Raw genomic sequence first — 20,214 nt, 5'->3', positions numbered from 1 at the left:
TTAAATTTTGTCGTATAACCAAACTCTCAGTAAGGAAACCAACTGGTCAATATCTACAGGTTTTGAAATATAATCTGAGGCACCAACTGCGATACATTTTTCGCGATCACCCATCATGGCTTTTGAAGTTACTGCTAAAACAGGTAAATTTTTAAATTGGGAGGAAGATCTGATTTCGCGGATGGTTTCGTACCCGTCCATTTCCGGCATCATCATATCCATCAAAACAATGTCAATGTTGGATTTTTCTTCTTTTAATATTTTCATAGCTTCTTTACCGTCCATGGCGGGAATTACTTTCATGCCTTGAATTTCTAGGGCTTTGGTAAGCGAAAAGATATTCCGCACATCATCATCTGCCAGAAGCACTGTTTTGTTTTTCAGGATATTTCTTAATTCACCCAAATTTTCAAAACCTCCCGGTTTATCTTTATTTTTTTTCTGCTTTTCTTCTACCAGATGAAGGAATAAACCAGCTTCATCTAAAATACGTTGGTAGGAATATGCGGTCTTCACCACGATAGAATCTGCATATTTTTTGATGCGACTTTCTTCTCCCTGAGAAAGGCTTTTACCTGTAAATACAATAATTGGAAGATGCTCTAATCCTTTATTTTGTTTAATGGTCTCTAAAGTATCGTAGGCATTTTTACCAGGCATTCCCATATCCAGAATTACACAATCTATTTCTTTGTTGTGAAGAGAATCAATACTTTGGCTGACATTGCTCACAATATTCGTGGTGATATTGTTCGCACTTAAAAAGTAACTTAACGCTTTGGCATGTTGTTCATTTTCCTCTACAATTAATACTTTTTTGGGCGAACGATTTAAGGCATTTTCAAGTTTTGTGAAAACTTCCTGCATTTGTTCCAAAGCAAAAGGTTTATTAATAAAATCAACTGCACCTCTCAACAAACTTTCCTGTTTAAATTTCATGGATGACATGATGTGGACTGGAATAGGTTTCGTTTCTGGGTTTGATTTTAAGGCTTCCATCACTTGCCAACCATCCATAATCGGCAATTGAATATCTAATAAAATTGCAAGGGGTTTGAAAGTATCTGCCATTTCTAAACCGACGTCTCCACGAACAGCAACAATGACTTTGTAATTTTTTGTACGGGAAAAATCTCGCAGTATTTTTGCAAAATTGGTGTCATCTTCAATAATCAATATTACTTTGTCGCCCTCTTGAATATCGTCACGGTCATCTTGAATCGGCTGTGGAATATGATCTGCAATAAATCGTTCCGGCTGTTTTTCTACTTCAATAGTAGGGTATATCGTTTTTTCTACTTGAGGTTTAATTGGTTCAACTACCGTTTCTTCAGCATCAACTGGAAGTGTTAAAGTAAATACACTTCCTTCTCCTTCAGTGCTTTCCAAAGTTATTTCTCCACCTAATAAACGGGAGAGTTCACGACTTATTGAAAGACCTAAGCCAGTGCCACCATATTTTCTTTGGGTCGAACCATCTGCTTGTTGAAAGGCTTCAAATACCATTCTTAATTTGTCTTTCGGAATTCCAATTCCTGTGTCACTAACTTTAAAAAGTATTTTTTCTCTGGTAGCGTCATTAGAAACGTCCAAGGTCACACTTCCTTCCGAAGTAAATTTGATCGCATTGGAAAGCAGGTTTTTCAATACTTGCTCTAACCGCAGTTTATCAGTTTTTAAGAAGGTTGATGTTTCATCTTCGATTTCTATATTCAAAGCAAGATTTTTGTCTTTCGCTACAGGATTAAATAACATCTTCATATCAGTTGTTATTTCTTGTAACGGAACTTCGTTAAGATCCAAAGTCATTTTCCCGGATTCTATTTTCGAGAGATCCAAAATTTCATCTATTAATGTTAACAGACCTTGACCAGAACTCTGCATTACGGAAGCAAATTCAACATATTGTTCATCTAAATCTTCACTTTCAGTCATGAGTTTAGAGAGAAGTAAGATCGAATTCAAAGGGGTTCTCAGTTCGTGCGACATATTCGCCAGAAACTCAGATTTGTATTTGGTACTTTGTTCAAGTTCAAGGGATTTTTGTTGAATCTCAATGTTGTGTTGTTCGATTAGTGCATTTTTTTCTTCCAGTAAACCGGTTCTTTCTTCTAATTCCTGGTTGCTTTGCATTAATTCTTCTTGCTGCACTCGTAATTCTTCCTCCGAAGCCAATAATTTTTGTGACTGTGCTTCCAGTTCAGCATTGATGTTTTCCAATTCTGAATGCTGAGTTTGCAGTTCTTCTGATTGTGCCTGTGTTTCCTCCAGAAGTTCCTGCATTTTAATTCTGCTTTGGGCTCCATAAAAAGTTAAACCGATAATACTGGCAACCGCCTGTAGGAATTCTAGTTGCAATTGTGAATAAGTTCCAGTTGTTCCTAACTCAATAACACCCAGTGGAATATTATATCTTGTAATAGGGAACGCAATGATGTGCTTTGGCCGTGTATTTCCAGAGGCGTAAGTAATGGTTGATTCATCATTTACTATGTTTTGAATGCTTATTTCTTTCGCCGAGCGGAAAGCTTCACCCACAATTCCCTGGCCAACCTTTAAGGTTTTTTTAAGGGAACTAACGTCTAGCGCATAACTCTCTATAAGTTGAAGATGATTGCTGTCATCTTGCAGATAAATTACACCAACACTGCTTTTGGTATGATCGATGATGTTTTCTAAAATTTCGCGAGCCAATATTTCCATGCTCTTTTCGCCGATGGTACGTTGATTTAACTCTGCGATTGCAGAACTCATCCATTCTTTTTCTTCTAAAGACTTAAAAGAGTTCTGAAGGGCTGCTGCCATTTTATTCAGCGGTTCTGCTACAGAGCCCAGGCCATCTTTCACCTGTTGATTTTGAAGAATATTATAATCTCCGCCGGAAATCTGTGCGGCGACATTTTCAATGGCTATCAGACGGTTTTCGGTTTCAGCATTTTTGAGTTCCAGTTTCTCCGTCAGTTTATTTTTCTCATTGTAATCTTCAGAGACTTTTCGGAAAAAAACGAGTGTAATGATTATTGCGAGAAGCGATGAAAGAATAATAAGCAAAGGCGTGTAAGAAGCGAGTTCGTCCACATTTTCTGTACGATCTTTCAGGATGGCTTTTTCTTCGTTTTGCATATTGGCAATCGAAGTACGGATTTCATCCATATGCTTTTTACCCGATAATAATTGCTCCGTGGTTACAATATTGTTTTTTTTCTTCTCAAAGAGGTTATGGTCCAATATTTCTAACCTTGCGTCAATGTTTTCCTTTAATTTTTCGAAATTCTTATTTTGACTATCGGTATTGGTCATCTCAGATGACAATTGATTTATCACTCCCGAAATGTCTTCCTTTGCTTTTTTATAAGGTTCCAGGAATACTTCGTCATTCGTTAAAAGGTATCCGCGCTGTCCGGTTTCGGCATCTTTTACCAAAGAGAAAACATGATCCAAATCTTTAATGATGCGGTTGCTGTTGTGCACCATCTGTGAGTTGTTGATCAGATTTTTTATGCTGAGGTAGGATGCTAAAGAACTTATAAATAAAAGAACGAGAGCTATTCCTAATCCAAAGAGTAAATTTCTTTTAAATGTCATATTGTTTTTTGTTTTTTCCCTCTTTAGGATTTAGTGGTATTTTAAAATAAAACTCGGAACCTTCTCCAATTGTACTATCTACACCAATTTCTCCGTGGTGACGTTCTATAATTTCCTTGCAGATATACAATCCGATTCCCAATCCCTGAAAACGTTCAGAGGTTTCCTCAATCCGATAAAATTTATCGAAAACCTTTTGCAAATGTTCATTCGACATTCCGATTCCGTAATCTCGAACAGAAAAATAAACTTCATTGCCACGAATTTCAGATGTGATTTGAATTTCTTTACCATCGGGACCATATTTAATCGCATTGGTGATGAAATTTATGATCACTTGTTCTAATCGCATCTCATCTCCAAAAATAGTTCCATTAACGTTTGCGTTTTTTAAAATTTTGACTTGAGGGTTTGATTGCTGCATAATCTCAATAAGATGATCGAGCAAATCATCAAACTGAAAATGTTTTTTGTTGAACTTGAGTTTACCGCTTTCAATTTTAGAAATATCCAAAAGATCAGCGATAAGAATATTTAATTTATCAATCTGATTTTGAACCTTATGCAGACGTTTTCGAATGGTCTCTTTGTCGTCTTTATCCAGACTTCTTTCCAGCAATTGTATGTAACCTTTAATACTGGTCATCGGAGTTTTCAGTTCATGGCTTGCAATACTTATGAATTCGTCTTTTTTTCTTTCGGCTTCTTTCCGGAACTCAATTTCTTCGCGCAAGGCCATTTGCATTTCATTTAATGCACGGCTTTGTTCGTAAATTCGGTAAAATGTTTTTACTTTTAAAAGTAGAATATTCATATCAACCGGTTTACTGATATAATCGAGACCACCAGAAGAATAACCACGTGTAATCAATTTTACGTTGGCAGTGGCGGCAGAAAGGAAAATAATCGCAGTTTCTTTGGCTTTGCTGTAGCCCGAAATTGCTTCTGCAACTTCAAAACCATCCATGCCCGGCATCTGAACATCTAAGATGATTAAAACGTAAGACTTCTTCAGAATTTTTTTTAAGGCTTCCTCTCCGGATGCTGCAGTATCAACCTCGAAATCGTTTTTTTCGAGAACTTTTTTTAGAGAAATAATGTTTTCTGGAGAATCATCTACAATTAAAATCATTCGGTATATTTAAATTTAAGCACAAAAGATAACAAATATAATAATTTTGATCATTCTCGCAATAATTAGAAAGGTCTGTTTATCTCTATTTTACGGTGAAAATTTCGGCTCTTTTAAATCAAGTATGAGGAAATCTTTTTTAAATTTTCTATCTTCGTGCAAATCAAAATTTCAATGAAAACAAAATTCTCATTTTTTTTAATCCTTATTTCATTCTTTGCTTTTTCGCAGATTGAAGAAAAGAAACTCGACGAACTTATTCAGAATACTTTAAAAACTTTTGATGTTCCCGGAATGTCAGTAGGAATTATTAAAGATGGAAAAGTAATTTATTCAAAAGGGTTTGGCGTAAGATCACTTACCTCAAATCAAAAAATGACCGATGAAACTTTGGTTGGAATCGCCTCAAATTCTAAAGGTTTTACGGCGACCGCTTTAGCAATGTTGGCAGATGAGGGAAAATTGAAATTCGATGATAAAGTTTCGAAATATATTCCCGAATTTCAAATGAATGATGCGTACGTTTCTCAGGAAGTAACCATCAAAGATTTAATTACACACCGTGCTGGTCTTGGTTTAGGTCAAGGTGATTTGATGTTTTTCCCAGAAGGCGGACCATTAACTGTTAATGATATTGTTTATAATATAAGATACTTGAAACCCAACCATTCATTCCGTACCACTTTGGAATATAATAATGTAATGTTTATCGTTGCTGGAGAAGTTATTCATAGGGTTTCTGGTTTAAGTTGGGCAGAATTCATCGAACAACGAATTTTGAAACCCGTTGGCATGACTTCAAGTTATGGCAGTTATAACCGTGCAAAAGCTGCCAACGTTCCCAACATCATCGATGCTCACGCGCCGGTTGATGGGAAAGTAGTTGCTGTCCCTCACGACTGGAATGAAACTGGAAATGCTGCCGGTGGAATCATGAGTAACATTAAAGACATGAACACTTGGGCAGAATTTTTAATAAATGGTTTTACAACCAAAGATGGTAAGAAACTCGTAACCGATAAACAGATTCAGCAATTGTGGAATCTTCAGATCTCCACACCAGTTGCCTTAAAAAACCCGTATGACACTAATTTTAATGGTTATGGTCTTGGTTGGTTTATTACGGATGTAAAGGGTCACAAACAAGTTTATCATACTGGTGGATTAATTGGTACAGTAACGCAATTCACTTTAATTCCGGATATGAAATTAGGAATTGTAGTTTTGACCAATCAACAGAGTGGAGCAGCATTTAGCGCAATTACCAATACCATAAAAGATTCTTACTTAGGAGTTGCCGATAGAAACTGGCTTAAAACGTATGGCGACAGAATGATGAAAGTAAATGCGGAATATGCAAAAGAAAAAAAGGAAATATTCGCAAAATCTGAGGCCTTTAAAAAAGATAAAAACAGCCAGATTAAAACAGAACAAATTGTAGGAACTTATACTGATCCATGGTTTGGAGATGTTACGATTTCTAAAGAAGGAAATAGTTTGCGTATTTTCTGCAAAAATTCTCCGAGGTTAAAAGGGGAGTTGTTGCCTTATTCACCCAATGTAATGATTGCAAAATGGGATGACAGAAGTTATGATGCAGACGCTTTTGTAAATTTTAATTTAAATGAAAACGGAAAAGCAGAAGGCATGAAATTAAAACCAATTTCAGATGTTACCGATTTCAGTTTTGATTTTGCAGACTTAGATTTGCAGAGAACGAAATAATTTGATTGATTATAAAATGAAAATCCTCACCAATTTAATTTAGTGAGGATTTTTTTATAGATATAAAATTTAAATATTCTTTGGTTCATAAAAGAAAATTAATTTTTTATTCGCGATATGAAAATCTGACCAAGAATCACAGTCGATTTCAAAACCAGCAACACCGCACGTTGGGAACATAAACATATCATCGGACATGCTATTTGCGAAATTAGAGATTCCGTTGTTGTGAGAAAACATAGCCACCGAATTTAACTCATCATCTAAACCCACAGTAATATTTTCAAAATTTGTATCAGAGGCATTGTACAACTTTTGAATCGTTTCGATTTCTATTTGATATTCTTTATTGAAAATTTCACACGTAGAAAGCGCACGTAATGCAGGACTCGAAAAGAATTTTTCGATTTCGATATTTTTTTCTTTTAAAAAGTGAGACATTTTTTCCGCATCGTGTAGGCCTTTTTCAGCAAGAGGTCGATCGAAGTCATCGGTGTTTTCTGGCCAGTCGCTTTTTGCGTGTCTTACGAGAATTAATGTTTTCATGCTGAAATCTTTAAAACATTAAAATTATAAATTATTTTATTAACCACCTTGCAAAAAAATAGAAAACTGCTTAAAATCATTTAGACAAAACTTTTATCTGCAATCCCGAAATCTAGAGAATGTATTTGAAGAAAAATAGAGGTGTTTAATAAGGCTATAATTTTTTCTTATGTAATGAAATGAAAATATATTCCCACTCAAAATCATTTCAACAAAATTTTATTAAATTTGCAAACGATGTCACAGATTTTAGCAATTGATTATGGAAAAGCGCGGTGCGGTATTGCAGTCACCGATGATATGCAAATCATTGCGAGTGGTTTGGATACTGTTCCCAATAAAGATATTTTTCCTTTTTTAAAAAAATATTTTAGTGAGAATAAAGTAGAGCAGATTGTAATAGGGCTTCCGACTGATTTAAAAGGAAATTTAAATGAAGTGGAAGTTCATATTTTAAAGTTTATAGAAAAATTCAAATCCGAATTTCCAACGGTGGAAGTAGCCCGTTTTGATGAAAGGTTTACCTCCAAGATGGCTTCGTTTTTTATCTCCCAAAGTGGGAAAAGCAAAAAGAAACGCGAAGAAAAAGGATTGATTGATAAAGTGAGCGCAACGCTCATATTGCAAAATTATTTAGAGCAAAAACAAAAATGATATTACCGATTAGAGCATTTGGAGATGCTATTTTAAGAAAACATTGCCACGAAATCGATAAAGATTATCCTGAGTTGAAAACCTTGGTTGATAATTTATTTGAAACCATGCACAGCGCGAATGGTATTGGTTTAGCAGCACCACAAGTGGGTTTGGATATTCGATTATTTGTAGTTGATGTTTCCCCTTTGGCCGAAGATGAAGATTATGCTGATATCGCAGACGAATTAAAAGATTTTAAAAAGGTTTTCATCAATGCGAAAATTTTAGAAGAGTCTGGTGAAGAATGGAAATTCAACGAAGGTTGTTTGTCGATTCCCGATGTTCGCGAAGATGTGAAAAGAAAAGAAACCATTCTCATCGAATATTATGACGAAAATTTCGTTAAACATACCGACACTTTTTCCGATATTCGAGCCAGAGTGATTCAGCATGAATATGATCACATCGAAGGGGTTTTATTTACTGATCACTTAAGTTCATTAAAGAAAAAATTAGTCAAAGGAAAATTAATGAAAATTTCACAGGGAGATGTTTCTGTGAATTACAAAATGAGATTTCCGAAATAAATCCAATTCAATTTGGAGTATAAAATTATATTAAATTCAAACAAACAATAAAAAAATGCAGTTAGAAAAGATAATTTCAATTTCTGGGAAACCAGGTCTTTACAAATTGATTTCACAGTTGAAAAATGGTTTCATCATCGAAGATGTATTAACAAAGAAAAAAGTTAGTATTTCTAATTCTTCACAGGTGAGTTTACTTGATAATATCGCGATGTTTACTTTTGACAAGGAGGTTCCTTTGTTTCAGGTTTTTGAAAATGTTGCTAAAAACAGTGATTATAAAGAAACGGTTTCGCACAAATCAACTGATGCAGAATTGAGAGAATTTATGACAAAATCTTTACCTGATTATGATCATGAAAGGGTATATGTTTCTGATATCAAAAAATTGGCGCAATGGTATAATATCCTTCACAAAGCTGGTTATATAACGCCAGAAAGTTTTGTAAAAACAGAAGAAATAACGGAAGAAGAACCTGCAATTGTAGATACGAAAGACGCTAAAAAAACTGCTCCGAAAAAAGAAAAAACAACGACTCCAAAAGCAAAAGCATCGACTGCTGCGAAATCGGCACCGAAAAGTACGCATAGAAAAATGGGATAAATTCCTATTCTCTTATAAAATTACCTTGTCAAATTTAAAAGATTGACAAGGTTTTTTATTTCAACTAAATTTGCATTTCGCTTCCATCGTCAAACATCAAACACCTAACAATCTATGAACTCCAGACAAGAACAACTCGATGCTTTCAACCGTTTACTCGACATTATGAATGATCTGCGGGAAAAATGCCCGTGGGACCAGAAACAGACTTTGCAAACCCTTCGGCATTTAACTTTGGAAGAAGTGTATGAGCTTTCAGATGCTTTGCTGGAAGAAGATTTACAGGAGATTAAAAAAGAATTAGGCGACGTTTTACTGCATCTGGTTTTCTATGCGAAAATTGGGTCCGAAAAAGGAAGTTTTGATATTGCCGATGTCATCAATTCTTTAAATGAAAAATTAATTTTCCGCCATCCACATATTTATGGTGATGTTGAGGTGAAAGATGAAGAAGAGGTTAAGCAAAATTGGGAGCAACTGAAATTAAAGGAAGGTAATAAATCGATTCTTTCCGGCGTGACGAAAGGAACTCCGAGTTTGATTAAAGCCTACAGAATTCAGGACAAAGTAAAAGGAATCGGATTTGAATTTGCCAATGCTGAAGATGCCTGGAAAAAAGTAGAAGAAGAATTAACCGAGTTTCACGCCGAAACCAACTTGGATAAAAAGGAGCAGGAATTGGGAGACGTTTTCTTTTCTCTTGTTAATTATGCGCGAATTTCCGGCATCAATCCCGACACGGCTTTAGAAAGAACCAATAACAAATTCATCAACAGATTCCAGAAAATGGAAAATCTGGCTTTGAATAAAAATCTAAATTTGGCAGATTTGAATTTAGAGCAAATGGATCAATTGTGGGAAGAAGCAAAGAAAAATGAATAAACCGCCAGATTTCTGAAGGTTTATTATTAATTATTTAGTTAAAATACTCGTGGTATTTCTCCATAGATTCTTTTAATTCTTCTACAATTTTATTTCCCGCTTCTTTATTTTCTGCTTTCTTTAAATCATCGATTAACTCCATGTGCGGCATTAACCAAGCGTGCAAAACATCGTGCGGCGTTCCTTTTATGGTACAACTTTTTATTAAATTTTCATTGGTTTCACTCAGGTTTTTGCCCAGCATTTTGAAATCACCGTTTACCGGATCGTAGGCTTTTACCTGACTTTCCATTTCATTGATGAACGGTTTCATTTCGGCATTCATCGCCCATTTTGCACCGTTATTGAGTTCTAATTTCACGGACTCATCATGCTCATCTGATTTTTCTGCAGCATCATGATCTGAGTGCCCTTCTGCCGCAATTTCTTCTGTCGTTGAGAGTTCCGTTTTTGATTCTTGTTTTTTATCACAAGAAATTACGATTGCTAAGGCCAACAGGGCTGATAAAATAATCTTTTTCATTTATTAAAACTTTTTGTTGTTGCATATAAAAATAGTGCGGTTACTCCAATGCGGAAAGCCATGGCTCCGACAGTTTTTGTTTCATATAATCCACCATTATTGATGTGAATAAATAAACCAATATAAGCGAGAATTAAAATGATTAATGCTATTGTTAAAGGAAATCTGGCCCATATTTGATTACGGAAAATTCCGTAGGCTGCAACCAGATAAAGAATTCCACAAACAAAATTTGCCCAGACAATTCCGGGAACGTAATTGCCCTCTTTTGCCCGAATTCCAAACCAGTCGAAAAGCACCGAACTGCTCATGAAAACCGTTACGGCTCCGAAGAGAACGAGGATGATAAGAAGTATTGTTTTTTTCATTTTTGTAAATATTTAAAGATAAGGTTTATAAATACATTTTCTTATGATTTGAATCATTAAGAAATCAATGCTCTTTCTCTACCATCTAACTTCTGCTTTCTAACTTGTTTTGTGATAGCGCAAAACAGACCACGAAATAACCACAATAGCCAGTCCGATAATAAATCCAAAGTGCGGAAGCAGATCCATAAAACCACTGTCTTTCAACATTATTAAACGTACACCATCGACACCATAAGTGACCGGATTTAAATAGGCGATATATTTTGCCCAGTCGGTCATGCTTTCTGTCGGCGTGAAAAGTCCGCTCATTAGGATGAAAATCATCATAAAAAAGAAGACCATAAACATTGATTGTTGTTGCGTATCACTATAAACTGAAGCCAAAAGTCCCATGCCCAAAATCGCGATGAGGTAAACGGAAATGAAAGCATAGAGGAGGAGATAACTTCCCTGCATTTGAATTTTGTAAACGAATATCGTGACCAAAAGTCCGATGGTAAAAGCAACCATTGATAAGATCCAGAACGGAATTAATTTTCCTAAAATGAAATCTCTTTTCTTAATTGGCGACACATTAATCTGTTCGATGGTTCCGATTTCTTTTTCTTCTACGATATTCAATGCGGTCAAATAGCCACCGATTAAAGTCACCAGAAATGCCAGGATGCCGGGAACCAATGAAAGTCGGTAATTATAGGTTTCATTAAACCAGAATTTCGGCACGATTTCTAAGCCAGAATTTTTCTTCACCGTTTCCAGTTCCGGATTCATTTCTAACTGAATTTGCTGATTGTAATTCTGCAGAATTTGTCCAAGATAACTGGCGGAAAGTCCGGCTTTTGTTCCATTGATAGCATTGATGGCGATTACTACTTTTTCATTGTTTTCGCGCACCAGATCTTTTTCGAAATTATTCGGGATCTCAAGGATTAAATCTATTTTGTCTTTTTCAACTTCCTGATAGGCGTCGTTGTAATTCTCGCCGTAATCCATAATTTTAAAATATCCCGACGCCGTAATTATCCGAATGAGTTCGCGGGATTGGGTTGATTTATCGTGATCGACGACGGCGATTTTAATATCTTTTATTTCATAGTTTGCGGCCAAAGGAAGAATCACCAACTGAATCACCGGCATCACGAAAATGATGGCCAATATGGATTTGTTCCTGAATATCTGCAGGAATTCTTTTTTGATTAATATGAATAATGTTCTAAACATTTTATTTTAAATCTATTTAAACGCAAAGTCCGCAAAGGGTTTTATACTTTTTGTAGTCCTTTTTTTATGGGCACAACGGCGCTTCGCTTAGCAAAGGCTTTTGCAACTTTCCTACGTTTTATTGTACTTTTCAATTTATAAAAAACCTGCAGCCCGACTTGACTCTCTTATTTATATTTTTTAATTGAATCGTCGAATCACATTCGTGATTTGAGCGGAAATCCTTTTATTTTTGATGGCTGAGCCTGTCGAAGCCACCAATAAAAAAAGCGGGAGCCCTTCGACAGGCTCAGGGTAGACTCAGGCGGAAATGTCTGCCCAAATAATTATTTTCATTTTTATACATTTTCAAATCCTGTCTATTATCTTTTATCTATCAGCGAAGCGGTCTATTATCATTTTTCTATTCTAATCTTATTTTAAATTTTTTCACGGCGATGACGAATAAAACCATCATCATTCCGATGAGGACGAGCACGTGTTTCCAGATGACTTCCAGGCCGGTTCCTTTGATCATGATGTTTTTGACGATTTCATAATACCATTTTGCCGGGATTACGTTGCCAATCATTTGTAAAGGAAGCGGCATATTTTCGACGGGAAACATAAAGCCACTCAGCATAATTGTTGGCAGCATAGTTCCCACCAAGGCAATAAGCATGGCGGTTTGCTGACTGTCGGTGACGATTGAGATTACAATTCCTAAAAGCAGATTGGTGATAATGAAAATAATGCTGATTCCGAAAAGCAAAAGCAGACTTCCTTTGATGGGTAAATCGAGGACGGTGACGCTCAAAATCAGGATTGAAACCAAAATGATCATCGATAAAATAAAGTACGGAATTGCTTTGGCTAAAATAATAATGTACGGTTTCATGGGCGATACGAGTAATACTTCCAGGGTGCCCATTTCCTTTTCGCGCACGATGGCGATGGCGGTCATCAAAACACAAATAATCAAAAGAATTAAAGCCATGACGCCGGGAACGAAATTGGGTGCGCCTTTCAGTTGCGGATTATAGAGCATGCGGATTTCCGGTTGTACGCCGGACTTGGGCTGCAGTGTTTTCTGACCGTAAAAATCTATTATAATATTCGACATGAAATTATAGATTTGGTTCGCCAAATTAATATCAGTTCCATCGGTGATGAGTTGCAGTTGCGCTTTTTTGCCACTGTTTATATCTTGGGAAAATTGCGCCGGAATTACCAAAATCATTTTTATTTTTCCGCCTTTGAAAGCGTCTTCTGCTTCGTCGATCGATTTCAAATTTTTGTCAACATCAAAATATTGGTTGGCCTTAATTTTCGAAATGAGTTCGATGGAATTTTGGGATTTGTCCTGATCTAAAACACCGATTTTAGTGTTTTTCACTTCAGTACTTAAAGCAAAACCAAAGAGCAGAACCTGCACAACTGGCATTCCGAAAAGAACCAACAAAGTTCTTTTGTCACGCAGTACGTGCCAGAATTCTTTTTTAACAAAAGTGATTAACTGTTTCATTTCTTCAGTTGATAGTGGAAAGTTGACAGTTACTGTCTGCCTAAATTTTCTTTAGTTGTTTTTACTATTTTTATGAGCATTTTTAATAGTTCTGTGCAGTCTTCTATAATTGATTGATATTCTTTTTCATTTAAGAATTCGCCTTTGTAGAGGAGGAGTAACCAATAATCAGTTTCATTTGCTTCTTTCAAAGCGATGTTCATTTTGTTTAGAAAATCTGCTTTGGATTGACCGTGTTCTGCCTCTCTAATTAACGCACCAATAGCAGTTCCGCTGCGCAATAATTGTTTTGATAGAATATATTCTTTTCTATCTTGGGTCAATATTTTGTAAATTTTAATCAGTCGAATTGAAAATGCTATTGATTTTTCGGCTGCCGTATTATTTTCCATATTTTAAAATTTTATCGTTTTGGTTTTCGCTATCAACTTTCCACTATCAACTGTCAACTATTCTGATCGTTTCGCTCCGCGTGCTAATTCATAAAAAACGTCGTCCATATTTTGCGCATTGAATTGTTTTTTCAATTGTGCTGGAGTTTCTAAGGCGGCAATTTTTCCGTCAACCATAATCGAAACGCGATCGCAATATTCGGCTTCATCCATATAATGAGTCGTGACGAAAATCGTAATTCCACGATCTGAAGCATCATAAATCATATTCCAGAACTGACGTCGGGTAACAGGATCTACGCCGCCCGTGGGTTCATCTAAAAATACAATTTGTGGCTCATGAAAAATAGCAACTGAGAAAGCGAGTTTCTGTTTCCAGCCCAAAGGAAGTTGAGAAACCAGTTTATTTTTTTCATTTTCTAAACCCAGTTCTTTGATGAGTTCATCGCGTTTTATTTTTAAGTCTTTTCTCGGTATTCGGTAGATTCCGCCGAAGAAATTGAGGTTTTCTTTCACCGTTAAATTTCCATACAAAGAAAATTTCTGACTCATATAACCAATGTTCTTTTTAATCTTCTCCGGTTCTTTATAAACATCAAAGCCCGCGACCGTCGCAGTTCCGGAAGTCGGAATGGAAAGTCCGCTGAACATCCGCATCGCTGTAGTTTTTCCGGCACCATTCGCTCCCAGGAAACCGAAGATTTCCCCTTTGGTTACTTCAAAACTGATGTGATCAACCGCCGTAAAATCACCAAAAGTTTTGGTAATGTTTTCTGCTTTTATAGCGATATTATGGTTGTCTGAAGTCATCATGTTAATTGGATAATAAGCGAATAAAACTGTCTTCTATACTGGCTTTGATGGGATTAATTTCAATATTTTCAAATCCTTCTTTTTTCAAATATTCTGTAATGCTTTCGATGTTAAAATTATCAGACTGTTCCACACTTAAATGCACAAATTCTCCGTATGCATAGACATTTTTCTTTTGGTCGAAGTTTTCCAAAGCACGCAATACATTTGCAGTTCGTCCGGCTTTTACTTCGAAAAGTAAATCAGGATAGGAATTGCTGATTTTTTCCGGAGTATTGATTGAAAGAATTTTTCCGTGTTGCATTAAAGCGATTCGGTCACACAAAGCCGCTTCATCCATATAAGGTGTGGCGACGACCATGGTGATTCCCTGTAACTTTAAACGCCGGAGCATTTCCCAGAATTCTTTTCTCGAAACGGGATCAACACCAGTTGTGGGTTCGTCCAGAAATAAAACTTTCGGCTTGTGAATTAAGGCGCAGCATAAAGCCAGTTTCTGTTTCATTCCGCCTGATAATTTTCCGGCTCTTCGATCTTTAAAAGGTTCAATTTGAATATAGATGTTTTTGATCAATTTGTAATTTTCTGCAATGGTCGTATTAAAAACACTCGCAAAAAATTCCAGATTTTCTTCAATCGTTAAATCCTGATAGAGTGAAAATCGTCCCGGCATATAACCCAAAATTTTCCGAATTTCTTTATAATCTTTCACCATATCAAAACCCTCAATTGAAGCAGAACCAGAATCGGGTAGAAGTACCGTGGTCAGCATTCTGAAGATGGAAGTTTTCCCTGCACCGTCGGGTCCAATTAATCCGAATATTTCTCCAGGATTCACGTCGAAACTCACGTCATCCACTGCAAGCACTTTTTCAGTTTTCTTGCCGTAGGTTTTAGTGAGATTGTTGACGATGATTGGTTTCATTTTTTTTAGTTGAAAGTTGACAGTTGACAGTTGACAGTTGACGGTTAACAGTTAACAGTTGAAGGATTTTTTACCGCAAAAGAGACAAAAGTTAACTGCAATTTTTTAGTTAATCAAAAGACCGTAAAAGTTTGAGTGTTTATATCTCTCCATTTTGTGATCTTTTATTTCCAATAATTTCCCTTAATCTTTTGTGACTTTGTGGTTGAATTCTTTCGTTTTTTTTATTTTAAAATTTCACGTCGCCGTACATTCCGATTTTGAGGTAGCCATCATTTTTCACATGGATTTTTACAGCGTATACTAAATTGGCTCGTTCGTTTTTGGTCTGAATGGTTTTCGGTGTGAACTCGGCTTTTGAACTGATCCAGTAAATTGTTCCTGGAAGTTCTTTGGTTTTCGTTTCACCCGCATCGATGAGAACTTTCACCTGTTGTCCGATTTTTATCTGTGGCAATTGATCTCCGGTCACGAAGGTTTTTAAAGTCATCACTTCTAAATTTGCCATTTTAAAAATAGGTTTTCCAACCGTCGCAAACTCACCTTGATTCAGGTATTTCGTTAAAACCATTCCGGAGATCGGACTTTCAATCGTATTATTTTTTAACTGTTCATCGATTTGCGCCACCTTTTTCTCGGTTGGTTTTCTTTCACTTAAAATCGCGCGGTTTTGAATCGAGACATTTTCTTTGGTGGTGGAAATCTGTTGCTGTAAAATATTCAACTGACTTTGAGCCGCAGCAATCTGTTTCTGAATCACTTTTATTTGTCCGTTCGCATCATCGAGTTGCTTTTTTGTTGCGGCATCTTTGGCCACTAAATTTGCAGTTCTGTTTCTTTCCCGAATTGCATTTTGAAGTTGTTCCTGTAAAACGGAAACATTCGCAGACTGTCCGGATATCTGAGATTGCAAGACCTGAATTTGCGGAAGAGCAGAATTCGTTTTTTGCTCGATTGCATCCATGCTTGCGATCACCTGTTCCTTTTGAAGTTCTACATTCTTTGGATCTATTTCGCCTACTTTTTCATTGATTGACAATTGCTGACCTTCTTCTACATTAAGTTGCAGAATCGTCCCATTGGCTTTGGCAGTGACCATGAGTTCATCGGCTTCGAAAGTTCCCGATGCGTCGTAGGAATTATCTGAATTATTGCAGGCAGCGAGGGAAAGTAGGGCTGCAAATAAAATATATTTTTTCATCAGAAGTTTTTTAAAAGAGTTCTGTATTTAATTTTCAACTATCAACTATCAACTATCAACTATCAACTACTGATTAAGTTGTGCTTTCAAATTATATTGTGTTAAAAGATACTGTATCTCGTGGATGATTTTTTGATTTTTTGCGCGGTCGAGTTCATTCACTTCTCGCAGATAGTCATTGGTGGTAATAACACCGTTTTCCAACTGTGCTAAAGAGGCTTTCTTAATGCTTTCCCGCAATTCGATGAGTTCATTGTCTTTATTAATCAATTGCTGGATTTTATCGAGGTCGCTGTTGTTCTGAATGGTTTGAAACTGCTGATTGAAAAGGAAGTTTTCTTTAAGAACGTCGATTTCCTGCTGTTGGGTTTCGACCAAAGCCAAGTCACTCTTCCTGGTGTAAAATCCAGAGATTGGAATATTTAAACGCAAACCGCCGATGTAGAAAATATCGAATTCATTTTTTAACATATTGAAACCTGGTTTTCCATAACCACCTTGAAAGAAGGCTCCGATTTTTGGAAGATTTTTCGAGTTGATGTTCGCTTTCTGCTGTTCTAAACCTTGTTTTTGCAAGTCAAAGAGTTTCAGTTCTGCACGTTTATTTTCATCTTGAATCAGAATTTTTTCAGGTTTTTCTAATGTAGTATTTTCGTCAATATTTTTATTAATGAAAAGAGAAAGCATTTGCAGGAAACTTTTTTTAGTCGATTGAAGTTCCATTTGTTTTTGTTCGAGATTGACGATTTGTGCTTTCAAAACATCAACATTACTTCGAAAGATAACGCCGTTTTCTAATTGTGCTTCGGCTTTTTTCAATCCGCTTGATAAGTCAGATTTGGTTAATTCTGTTTGTTGAAGTTGTTCATCGGTTTGTAGAATTCCGAAATAAATTTGGTTGATTCTCATTTCTAACTGATTGGTTTCAACTTCTGTTTTTTGAAGTTCTATTTCAGAATTGATGGTTGCCATTTTCTTTTGATTGGCAATCATTCCGCCATCGTAAATGTTTTGCTGAACGTCGGCATATACTTTATACTGATCTTTGCTCACCGGTTCGATGGTCATATTAGGCAGTTGAATTGGAAACTGGATGACATCATTTTGATAAGTTGCCTGTCCTACAATTTGAATTTGTGGAAGCCAACCTTTCGCCGCATTTTGTAAATTGTATTCTTTGGTCTTCGCAATTAAATCGTGTCTTTTAATGAGCGGGTAATTTTGCTTGGCCAAATTGTAACATTCTTCTAAGTTCAATGTTTGAGCATTGCCGGAGAAGAAGAGGAGGAGGAAAAGATATTTTAAAATTTTCATTTTCTTATGTGTTTTTGTCATTCTGAATGAAGTGAAACGGAATGAAGAATCTTTATTATTTGAAGAGATGCTTCATTTCACTTTGTTCCATTCAGCATGACAATCGTCGTTTTTAAAAAGTTAATTATTCAGCATCATCTTAATCCACATTGGAACCATCGTTTTTCTTTCTTCTACGAATTTTTGAAATTCTTCATCATTCATTAAATCAAATGATTGAAGAATGGGTTTTCCTAAAAAGGGAAATACGGTCATGCTTAGAAAATTCAATAAAAAGTGAAAAGGATTAACGTCGGGTTTTCTTTCTTTAATCTGTTTCATTAAATAGGAATTATTCAATACTTTTTCAAAAGGAAGAATCGATTTCACATCCGAGGTTTTCTTCTGAATTTCACTTAAAACAAAAATTGGAAGATTTGGATTTTTTGATAGAATTTCAAAGTATTTTACACTCGCTAAATCTATTTTTTCATCTAAAGACGTTTTCTCATTGGTAACAATTGGAATAATTTGTCCGAAAAGTAAAACGATTTTTACTTTCATCACCTGTTCAAACAGTTTTTCTTTGGTTCGAAAATAGTAATTGAGAAGCGCCAAATTAATTCCGGCTTCCTCCGCAATGTCGCGTGTTCGCGTGCCTGAAAAACCTTTTTCAGTGAAAACTTTTGAGGCAGCGATCAGGATTTTATCTTCTGTTGAAAGTTCTTCGGTATTCATTTTTTTAATTCTTAAGTAAAATTAAGATTAATTTTTTGATTTAAACAAATGAATTAATCAAATGATTAAATTTAATTTTTTAAAAAACGCAAATCAAAGAAATGCGTTTTTAGTCTATTTAAAAATGGTAATTACAAACCAAACTGTTTCGCAAACAAATCAGGGAAAACACCCATCGCAACTAAAGCGAAGATAATGAAGACCGCTACAATATTGTAAGTTAACGAAACTTTTTCTGAAGTTTTGAAACTGCTTTCTTTTGGGAAAAACATCGCCATGATTAATCGTAAGTAATAAGCGATTGAAATTGCAGATCCTAAAACAGCGACTAAAACTAAGAAGGGTGATTTGTCGATCGCCTGGGCGAAGATGGCAAATTTCCCCATGAAACCTGCAGTTAAAGGAATCCCAGCCATTGATAATAATGAAACTGTTGCTGTTACTGCCAAAATCGGTTCCGTGTGTGCTAATCCTTTGAAAGCGTTGTAAGAAGTTTCTCTTTTCAGTTTTTCTACCCAGATCAAACACATCATTACTCCAACGGTTGCAAGAGAATAAGCGAATAAATAGAACGCTAGGTTATAACTTGACAGACTGTTCATTCCGTAAAAAATTAAGGATAAATATCCAACATGAGAAACGGAAGAGTAGGCTAACATTCGTTTTGCGTTGCTTTGAGCAAGACCCATAACATTTGCCAGGAATAAAGTGATGATGATTAATACACCCATAATATTAATCCATTCTCCGGTGATTCCGATGAAGCCAATCGTCATTAATTTAAAGAAAGCGAAGAAGGCTGAAATCTTCACAACAGACATCATAAATGCTGTAATGAGGGAAGGTGAACCTTGATAAACATCTGGACTCCACATGTGGAACGGTGCTAAGGAAACTTTAAATGCCAAGGCAACCAACATTAAAACTGCTCCTAAATTGAACATTAAATTCTTAGGATCATTCACTGCGAATTCGTGGATTTTATATAAATCAAAACTTCCGCTGCTTCCGTAGATTAAGGCAACTCCGAATAAAAGAAATCCGGTGGCGAATGCTCCCATCAAGAAATACTTAATTGAGGCTTCGTTAGAACGCAAATCGGTTTTGTTGCTTCCTGCTAAAACGTATAATGGAATAGAAAGGATTTCAATTCCTAAAAATAAAGTTACCAGGTTTTGGAAACCAAATAAGATGACACCTCCAGCCAATGAAAATAGCATTAATGCATATAATTCTGATTGGTGATTGCGGTGATTACTGAATGCAAAACCAGCAATGAAGAATATTAGAACAGTTGTTACAATGGCGATTCTGGTGAATAAGGCAGCGTTGGCTCCAAATTCATACATGTGTTGATACTGATTGAAGAATGAAAGTTCCGGTAAGAAACTGACATAAAAAGCAATCATCAATCCCAGAATACCGATATATCTGGAAAATTTCCCCTGTTCAAACACCCCCGCAAATAATGCGACAATTGCGGTAAGGAATATAATTATTAAAACGCTCATTTAGTATAGATTTGAGATTGATAGA

19 protein-coding genes are annotated in these 20,214 nt (G+C 35.9%); 5 read left to right on the top strand and 14 right to left on the bottom strand.

From position 1 onward, the window contains the following. Both PUH65_RS06165 and PUH65_RS06160 read right to left on the bottom strand, forming a co-directional pair. Positions 1–3,585 (bottom strand): response regulator, encoded by a 3,585-nt coding sequence (locus PUH65_RS06165; RefSeq protein ID WP_305518966.1) that lies wholly within the window; start codon positions 3,583–3,585, stop codon positions 1–3. Next, positions 3,575–4,717, bottom strand: coding sequence for a hybrid sensor histidine kinase/response regulator (locus PUH65_RS06160; RefSeq protein WP_305518965.1), 1,143 nt, complete (start codon positions 4,715–4,717; stop codon positions 3,575–3,577). Before PUH65_RS06160 ends, PUH65_RS06165 begins: the two co-directional genes overlap by 11 nt. Positions 4,718–4,891: 174 nt before the next feature. Between PUH65_RS06160 and PUH65_RS06155 the strand changes: the two genes are divergently transcribed. Next, complete coding sequence (locus PUH65_RS06155) at positions 4,892–6,442, top strand: serine hydrolase (protein ID WP_305518964.1); 1,551 nt, start codon at positions 4,892–4,894, stop codon at positions 6,440–6,442. Positions 6,443–6,511: 69 nt separating this feature from the next. Here the strand turns inward: PUH65_RS06155 and PUH65_RS06150 are convergent, their stop codons facing one another. Next, positions 6,512–6,988: a histidine phosphatase family protein gene (locus PUH65_RS06150; RefSeq protein ID WP_305518963.1), complete on the bottom strand. Its 477-nt coding sequence runs from the start codon at positions 6,986–6,988 to the stop codon at positions 6,512–6,514. 237 nt (positions 6,989–7,225) lie between these two features. Between PUH65_RS06150 and ruvX the strand changes: the two genes are divergently transcribed. The 4 genes from ruvX (at position 7,226) to mazG (ending at position 9,697) form a co-directional block, all read left to right on the top strand. Continuing rightward, on the top strand, positions 7,226–7,642 hold the full coding sequence (gene ruvX, locus PUH65_RS06145) for a Holliday junction resolvase RuvX (RefSeq protein WP_305518961.1): 417 nt from the start codon (positions 7,226–7,228) through the stop codon (positions 7,640–7,642). After that, complete coding sequence (gene def, locus PUH65_RS06140; protein ID WP_305518960.1) at positions 7,639–8,211, top strand: peptide deformylase; 573 nt, start codon at positions 7,639–7,641, stop codon at positions 8,209–8,211. The genes ruvX and def overlap by 4 nt, the downstream gene beginning before the upstream one ends. 55 nt (positions 8,212–8,266) lie before the next feature. Then, positions 8,267–8,815, top strand: coding sequence for a DUF5606 domain-containing protein (locus PUH65_RS06135; protein WP_305518959.1), 549 nt, complete (start codon positions 8,267–8,269; stop codon positions 8,813–8,815). A 114-nt stretch (positions 8,816–8,929) separates the two neighbouring features. Next, entirely contained in the window at positions 8,930–9,697 is a 768-nt protein-coding gene (mazG, locus tag PUH65_RS06130) for a nucleoside triphosphate pyrophosphohydrolase (RefSeq protein WP_305518958.1), read from the top strand. Between the two features lie 34 nt (positions 9,698–9,731). Here mazG and PUH65_RS06125 read toward each other — a convergent pair whose 3' ends face one another. The 11 genes from PUH65_RS06125 to PUH65_RS06075 all read right to left on the bottom strand — a co-directional run bounded on the left by PUH65_RS06125 (position 9,732) and on the right by PUH65_RS06075 (position 20,189). Beyond that, positions 9,732–10,220 (bottom strand): hypothetical protein, encoded by a 489-nt coding sequence (locus PUH65_RS06125; RefSeq protein ID WP_305518957.1) that lies wholly within the window; start codon positions 10,218–10,220, stop codon positions 9,732–9,734. Then, positions 10,217–10,588, bottom strand: a complete 372-nt coding sequence (locus tag PUH65_RS06120) for a hypothetical protein (RefSeq protein WP_305518956.1) — start codon at positions 10,586–10,588, stop codon at positions 10,217–10,219. The genes PUH65_RS06125 and PUH65_RS06120 overlap by 4 nt, the downstream gene beginning before the upstream one ends. A gap of 99 nt (positions 10,589–10,687) precedes the next feature. Beyond that, positions 10,688–11,812: an ABC transporter permease gene (locus PUH65_RS06115; protein WP_305518955.1), complete on the bottom strand. Its 1,125-nt coding sequence runs from the start codon at positions 11,810–11,812 to the stop codon at positions 10,688–10,690. Between the two features lie 403 nt (positions 11,813–12,215). Further along, a complete protein-coding gene (locus PUH65_RS06110) occupies positions 12,216–13,316 on the bottom strand; it encodes an ABC transporter permease (RefSeq protein ID WP_305518954.1) in 1,101 nt (366 codons plus the stop codon). Between the two features lie 29 nt (positions 13,317–13,345). Further along, positions 13,346–13,708: a four helix bundle protein gene (locus PUH65_RS06105; protein WP_305518952.1), complete on the bottom strand. Its 363-nt coding sequence runs from the start codon at positions 13,706–13,708 to the stop codon at positions 13,346–13,348. A 57-nt stretch (positions 13,709–13,765) separates the two neighbouring features. Then, the gene (locus PUH65_RS06100) at positions 13,766–14,521 is read right to left on the bottom strand and encodes an ABC transporter ATP-binding protein (RefSeq protein ID WP_370692020.1); all 756 of its coding nucleotides are present in this window, start codon (positions 14,519–14,521) and stop codon (positions 13,766–13,768) included. 1 nt (position 14,522) lies between these two features. Beyond that, the gene (locus PUH65_RS06095) at positions 14,523–15,446 is read right to left on the bottom strand and encodes an ABC transporter ATP-binding protein (protein ID WP_305518950.1); all 924 of its coding nucleotides are present in this window, start codon (positions 15,444–15,446) and stop codon (positions 14,523–14,525) included. A gap of 229 nt (positions 15,447–15,675) precedes the next feature. Beyond that, positions 15,676–16,647, bottom strand: a complete 972-nt coding sequence (locus PUH65_RS06090) for an HlyD family secretion protein (protein WP_305518946.1) — start codon at positions 16,645–16,647, stop codon at positions 15,676–15,678. Positions 16,648–16,713: 66 nt separating this feature from the next. Next, positions 16,714–17,961, bottom strand: a complete 1,248-nt coding sequence (locus PUH65_RS06085; protein ID WP_305518942.1) for a TolC family protein — start codon at positions 17,959–17,961, stop codon at positions 16,714–16,716. A 120-nt stretch (positions 17,962–18,081) separates the two neighbouring features. Beyond that, a complete protein-coding gene (locus PUH65_RS06080; RefSeq protein ID WP_305518940.1) occupies positions 18,082–18,678 on the bottom strand; it encodes a TetR/AcrR family transcriptional regulator in 597 nt (198 codons plus the stop codon). Between the two features lie 131 nt (positions 18,679–18,809). Then, positions 18,810–20,189, bottom strand: coding sequence for an NADH-quinone oxidoreductase subunit N (locus PUH65_RS06075; protein WP_305518939.1), 1,380 nt, complete (start codon positions 20,187–20,189; stop codon positions 18,810–18,812). Between the last annotated feature and the right edge of the window lie 25 nt (positions 20,190–20,214).

Origin of the sequence: Kaistella sp. SH40-3, assembly GCF_030686865.1 — a bacterium.
Taxonomy (GTDB): Bacteria; Bacteroidota; Bacteroidia; order Flavobacteriales; family Weeksellaceae; genus Kaistella.
The sequence above is the reverse complement of the archived record's forward strand: the minus strand, read 5'-3'. Positions and strand labels throughout refer to the sequence as shown.

Coding starts and splice junctions, on each gene's coding strand:
- PUH65_RS06080 (WP_305518940.1), bottom strand. CDS start 18,678: ATGAATACCGAAGAACTTTCAACAGAAGATAAAATCCTGATCGCTGCC.
- PUH65_RS06085 (WP_305518942.1), bottom strand. CDS start 17,961: ATGAAAATTTTAAAATATCTTTTCCTCCTCCTCTTCTTCTCCGGCAAT.
- PUH65_RS06120 (WP_305518956.1), bottom strand. CDS start 10,588: ATGAAAAAAACAATACTTCTTATCATCCTCGTTCTCTTCGGAGCCGTA.
- PUH65_RS06115 (WP_305518955.1), bottom strand. CDS start 11,812: ATGTTTAGAACATTATTCATATTAATCAAAAAAGAATTCCTGCAGATA.
- mazG (WP_305518958.1), top strand. CDS start 8,930: ATGAACTCCAGACAAGAACAACTCGATGCTTTCAACCGTTTACTCGAC.
- def (WP_305518960.1), top strand. CDS start 7,639: ATGATATTACCGATTAGAGCATTTGGAGATGCTATTTTAAGAAAACAT.
- ruvX (WP_305518961.1), top strand. CDS start 7,226: ATGTCACAGATTTTAGCAATTGATTATGGAAAAGCGCGGTGCGGTATT.
- PUH65_RS06090 (WP_305518946.1), bottom strand. CDS start 16,647: ATGAAAAAATATATTTTATTTGCAGCCCTACTTTCCCTCGCTGCCTGC.
- PUH65_RS06110 (WP_305518954.1), bottom strand. CDS start 13,316: ATGAAACAGTTAATCACTTTTGTTAAAAAAGAATTCTGGCACGTACTG.
- PUH65_RS06150 (WP_305518963.1), bottom strand. CDS start 6,988: ATGAAAACATTAATTCTCGTAAGACACGCAAAAAGCGACTGGCCAGAA.
- PUH65_RS06135 (WP_305518959.1), top strand. CDS start 8,267: ATGCAGTTAGAAAAGATAATTTCAATTTCTGGGAAACCAGGTCTTTAC.
- PUH65_RS06125 (WP_305518957.1), bottom strand. CDS start 10,220: ATGAAAAAGATTATTTTATCAGCCCTGTTGGCCTTAGCAATCGTAATT.
- PUH65_RS06095 (WP_305518950.1), bottom strand. CDS start 15,446: ATGAAACCAATCATCGTCAACAATCTCACTAAAACCTACGGCAAGAAA.
- PUH65_RS06155 (WP_305518964.1), top strand. CDS start 4,892: ATGAAAACAAAATTCTCATTTTTTTTAATCCTTATTTCATTCTTTGCT.
- PUH65_RS06160 (WP_305518965.1), bottom strand. CDS start 4,717: ATGATTTTAATTGTAGATGATTCTCCAGAAAACATTATTTCTCTAAAA.
- PUH65_RS06100 (WP_370692020.1), bottom strand. CDS start 14,521: ATGATGACTTCAGACAACCATAATATCGCTATAAAAGCAGAAAACATT.
- PUH65_RS06075 (WP_305518939.1), bottom strand. CDS start 20,189: ATGAGCGTTTTAATAATTATATTCCTTACCGCAATTGTCGCATTATTT.
- PUH65_RS06105 (WP_305518952.1), bottom strand. CDS start 13,708: ATGGAAAATAATACGGCAGCCGAAAAATCAATAGCATTTTCAATTCGA.
- PUH65_RS06165 (WP_305518966.1), bottom strand. CDS start 3,585: ATGACATTTAAAAGAAATTTACTCTTTGGATTAGGAATAGCTCTCGTT.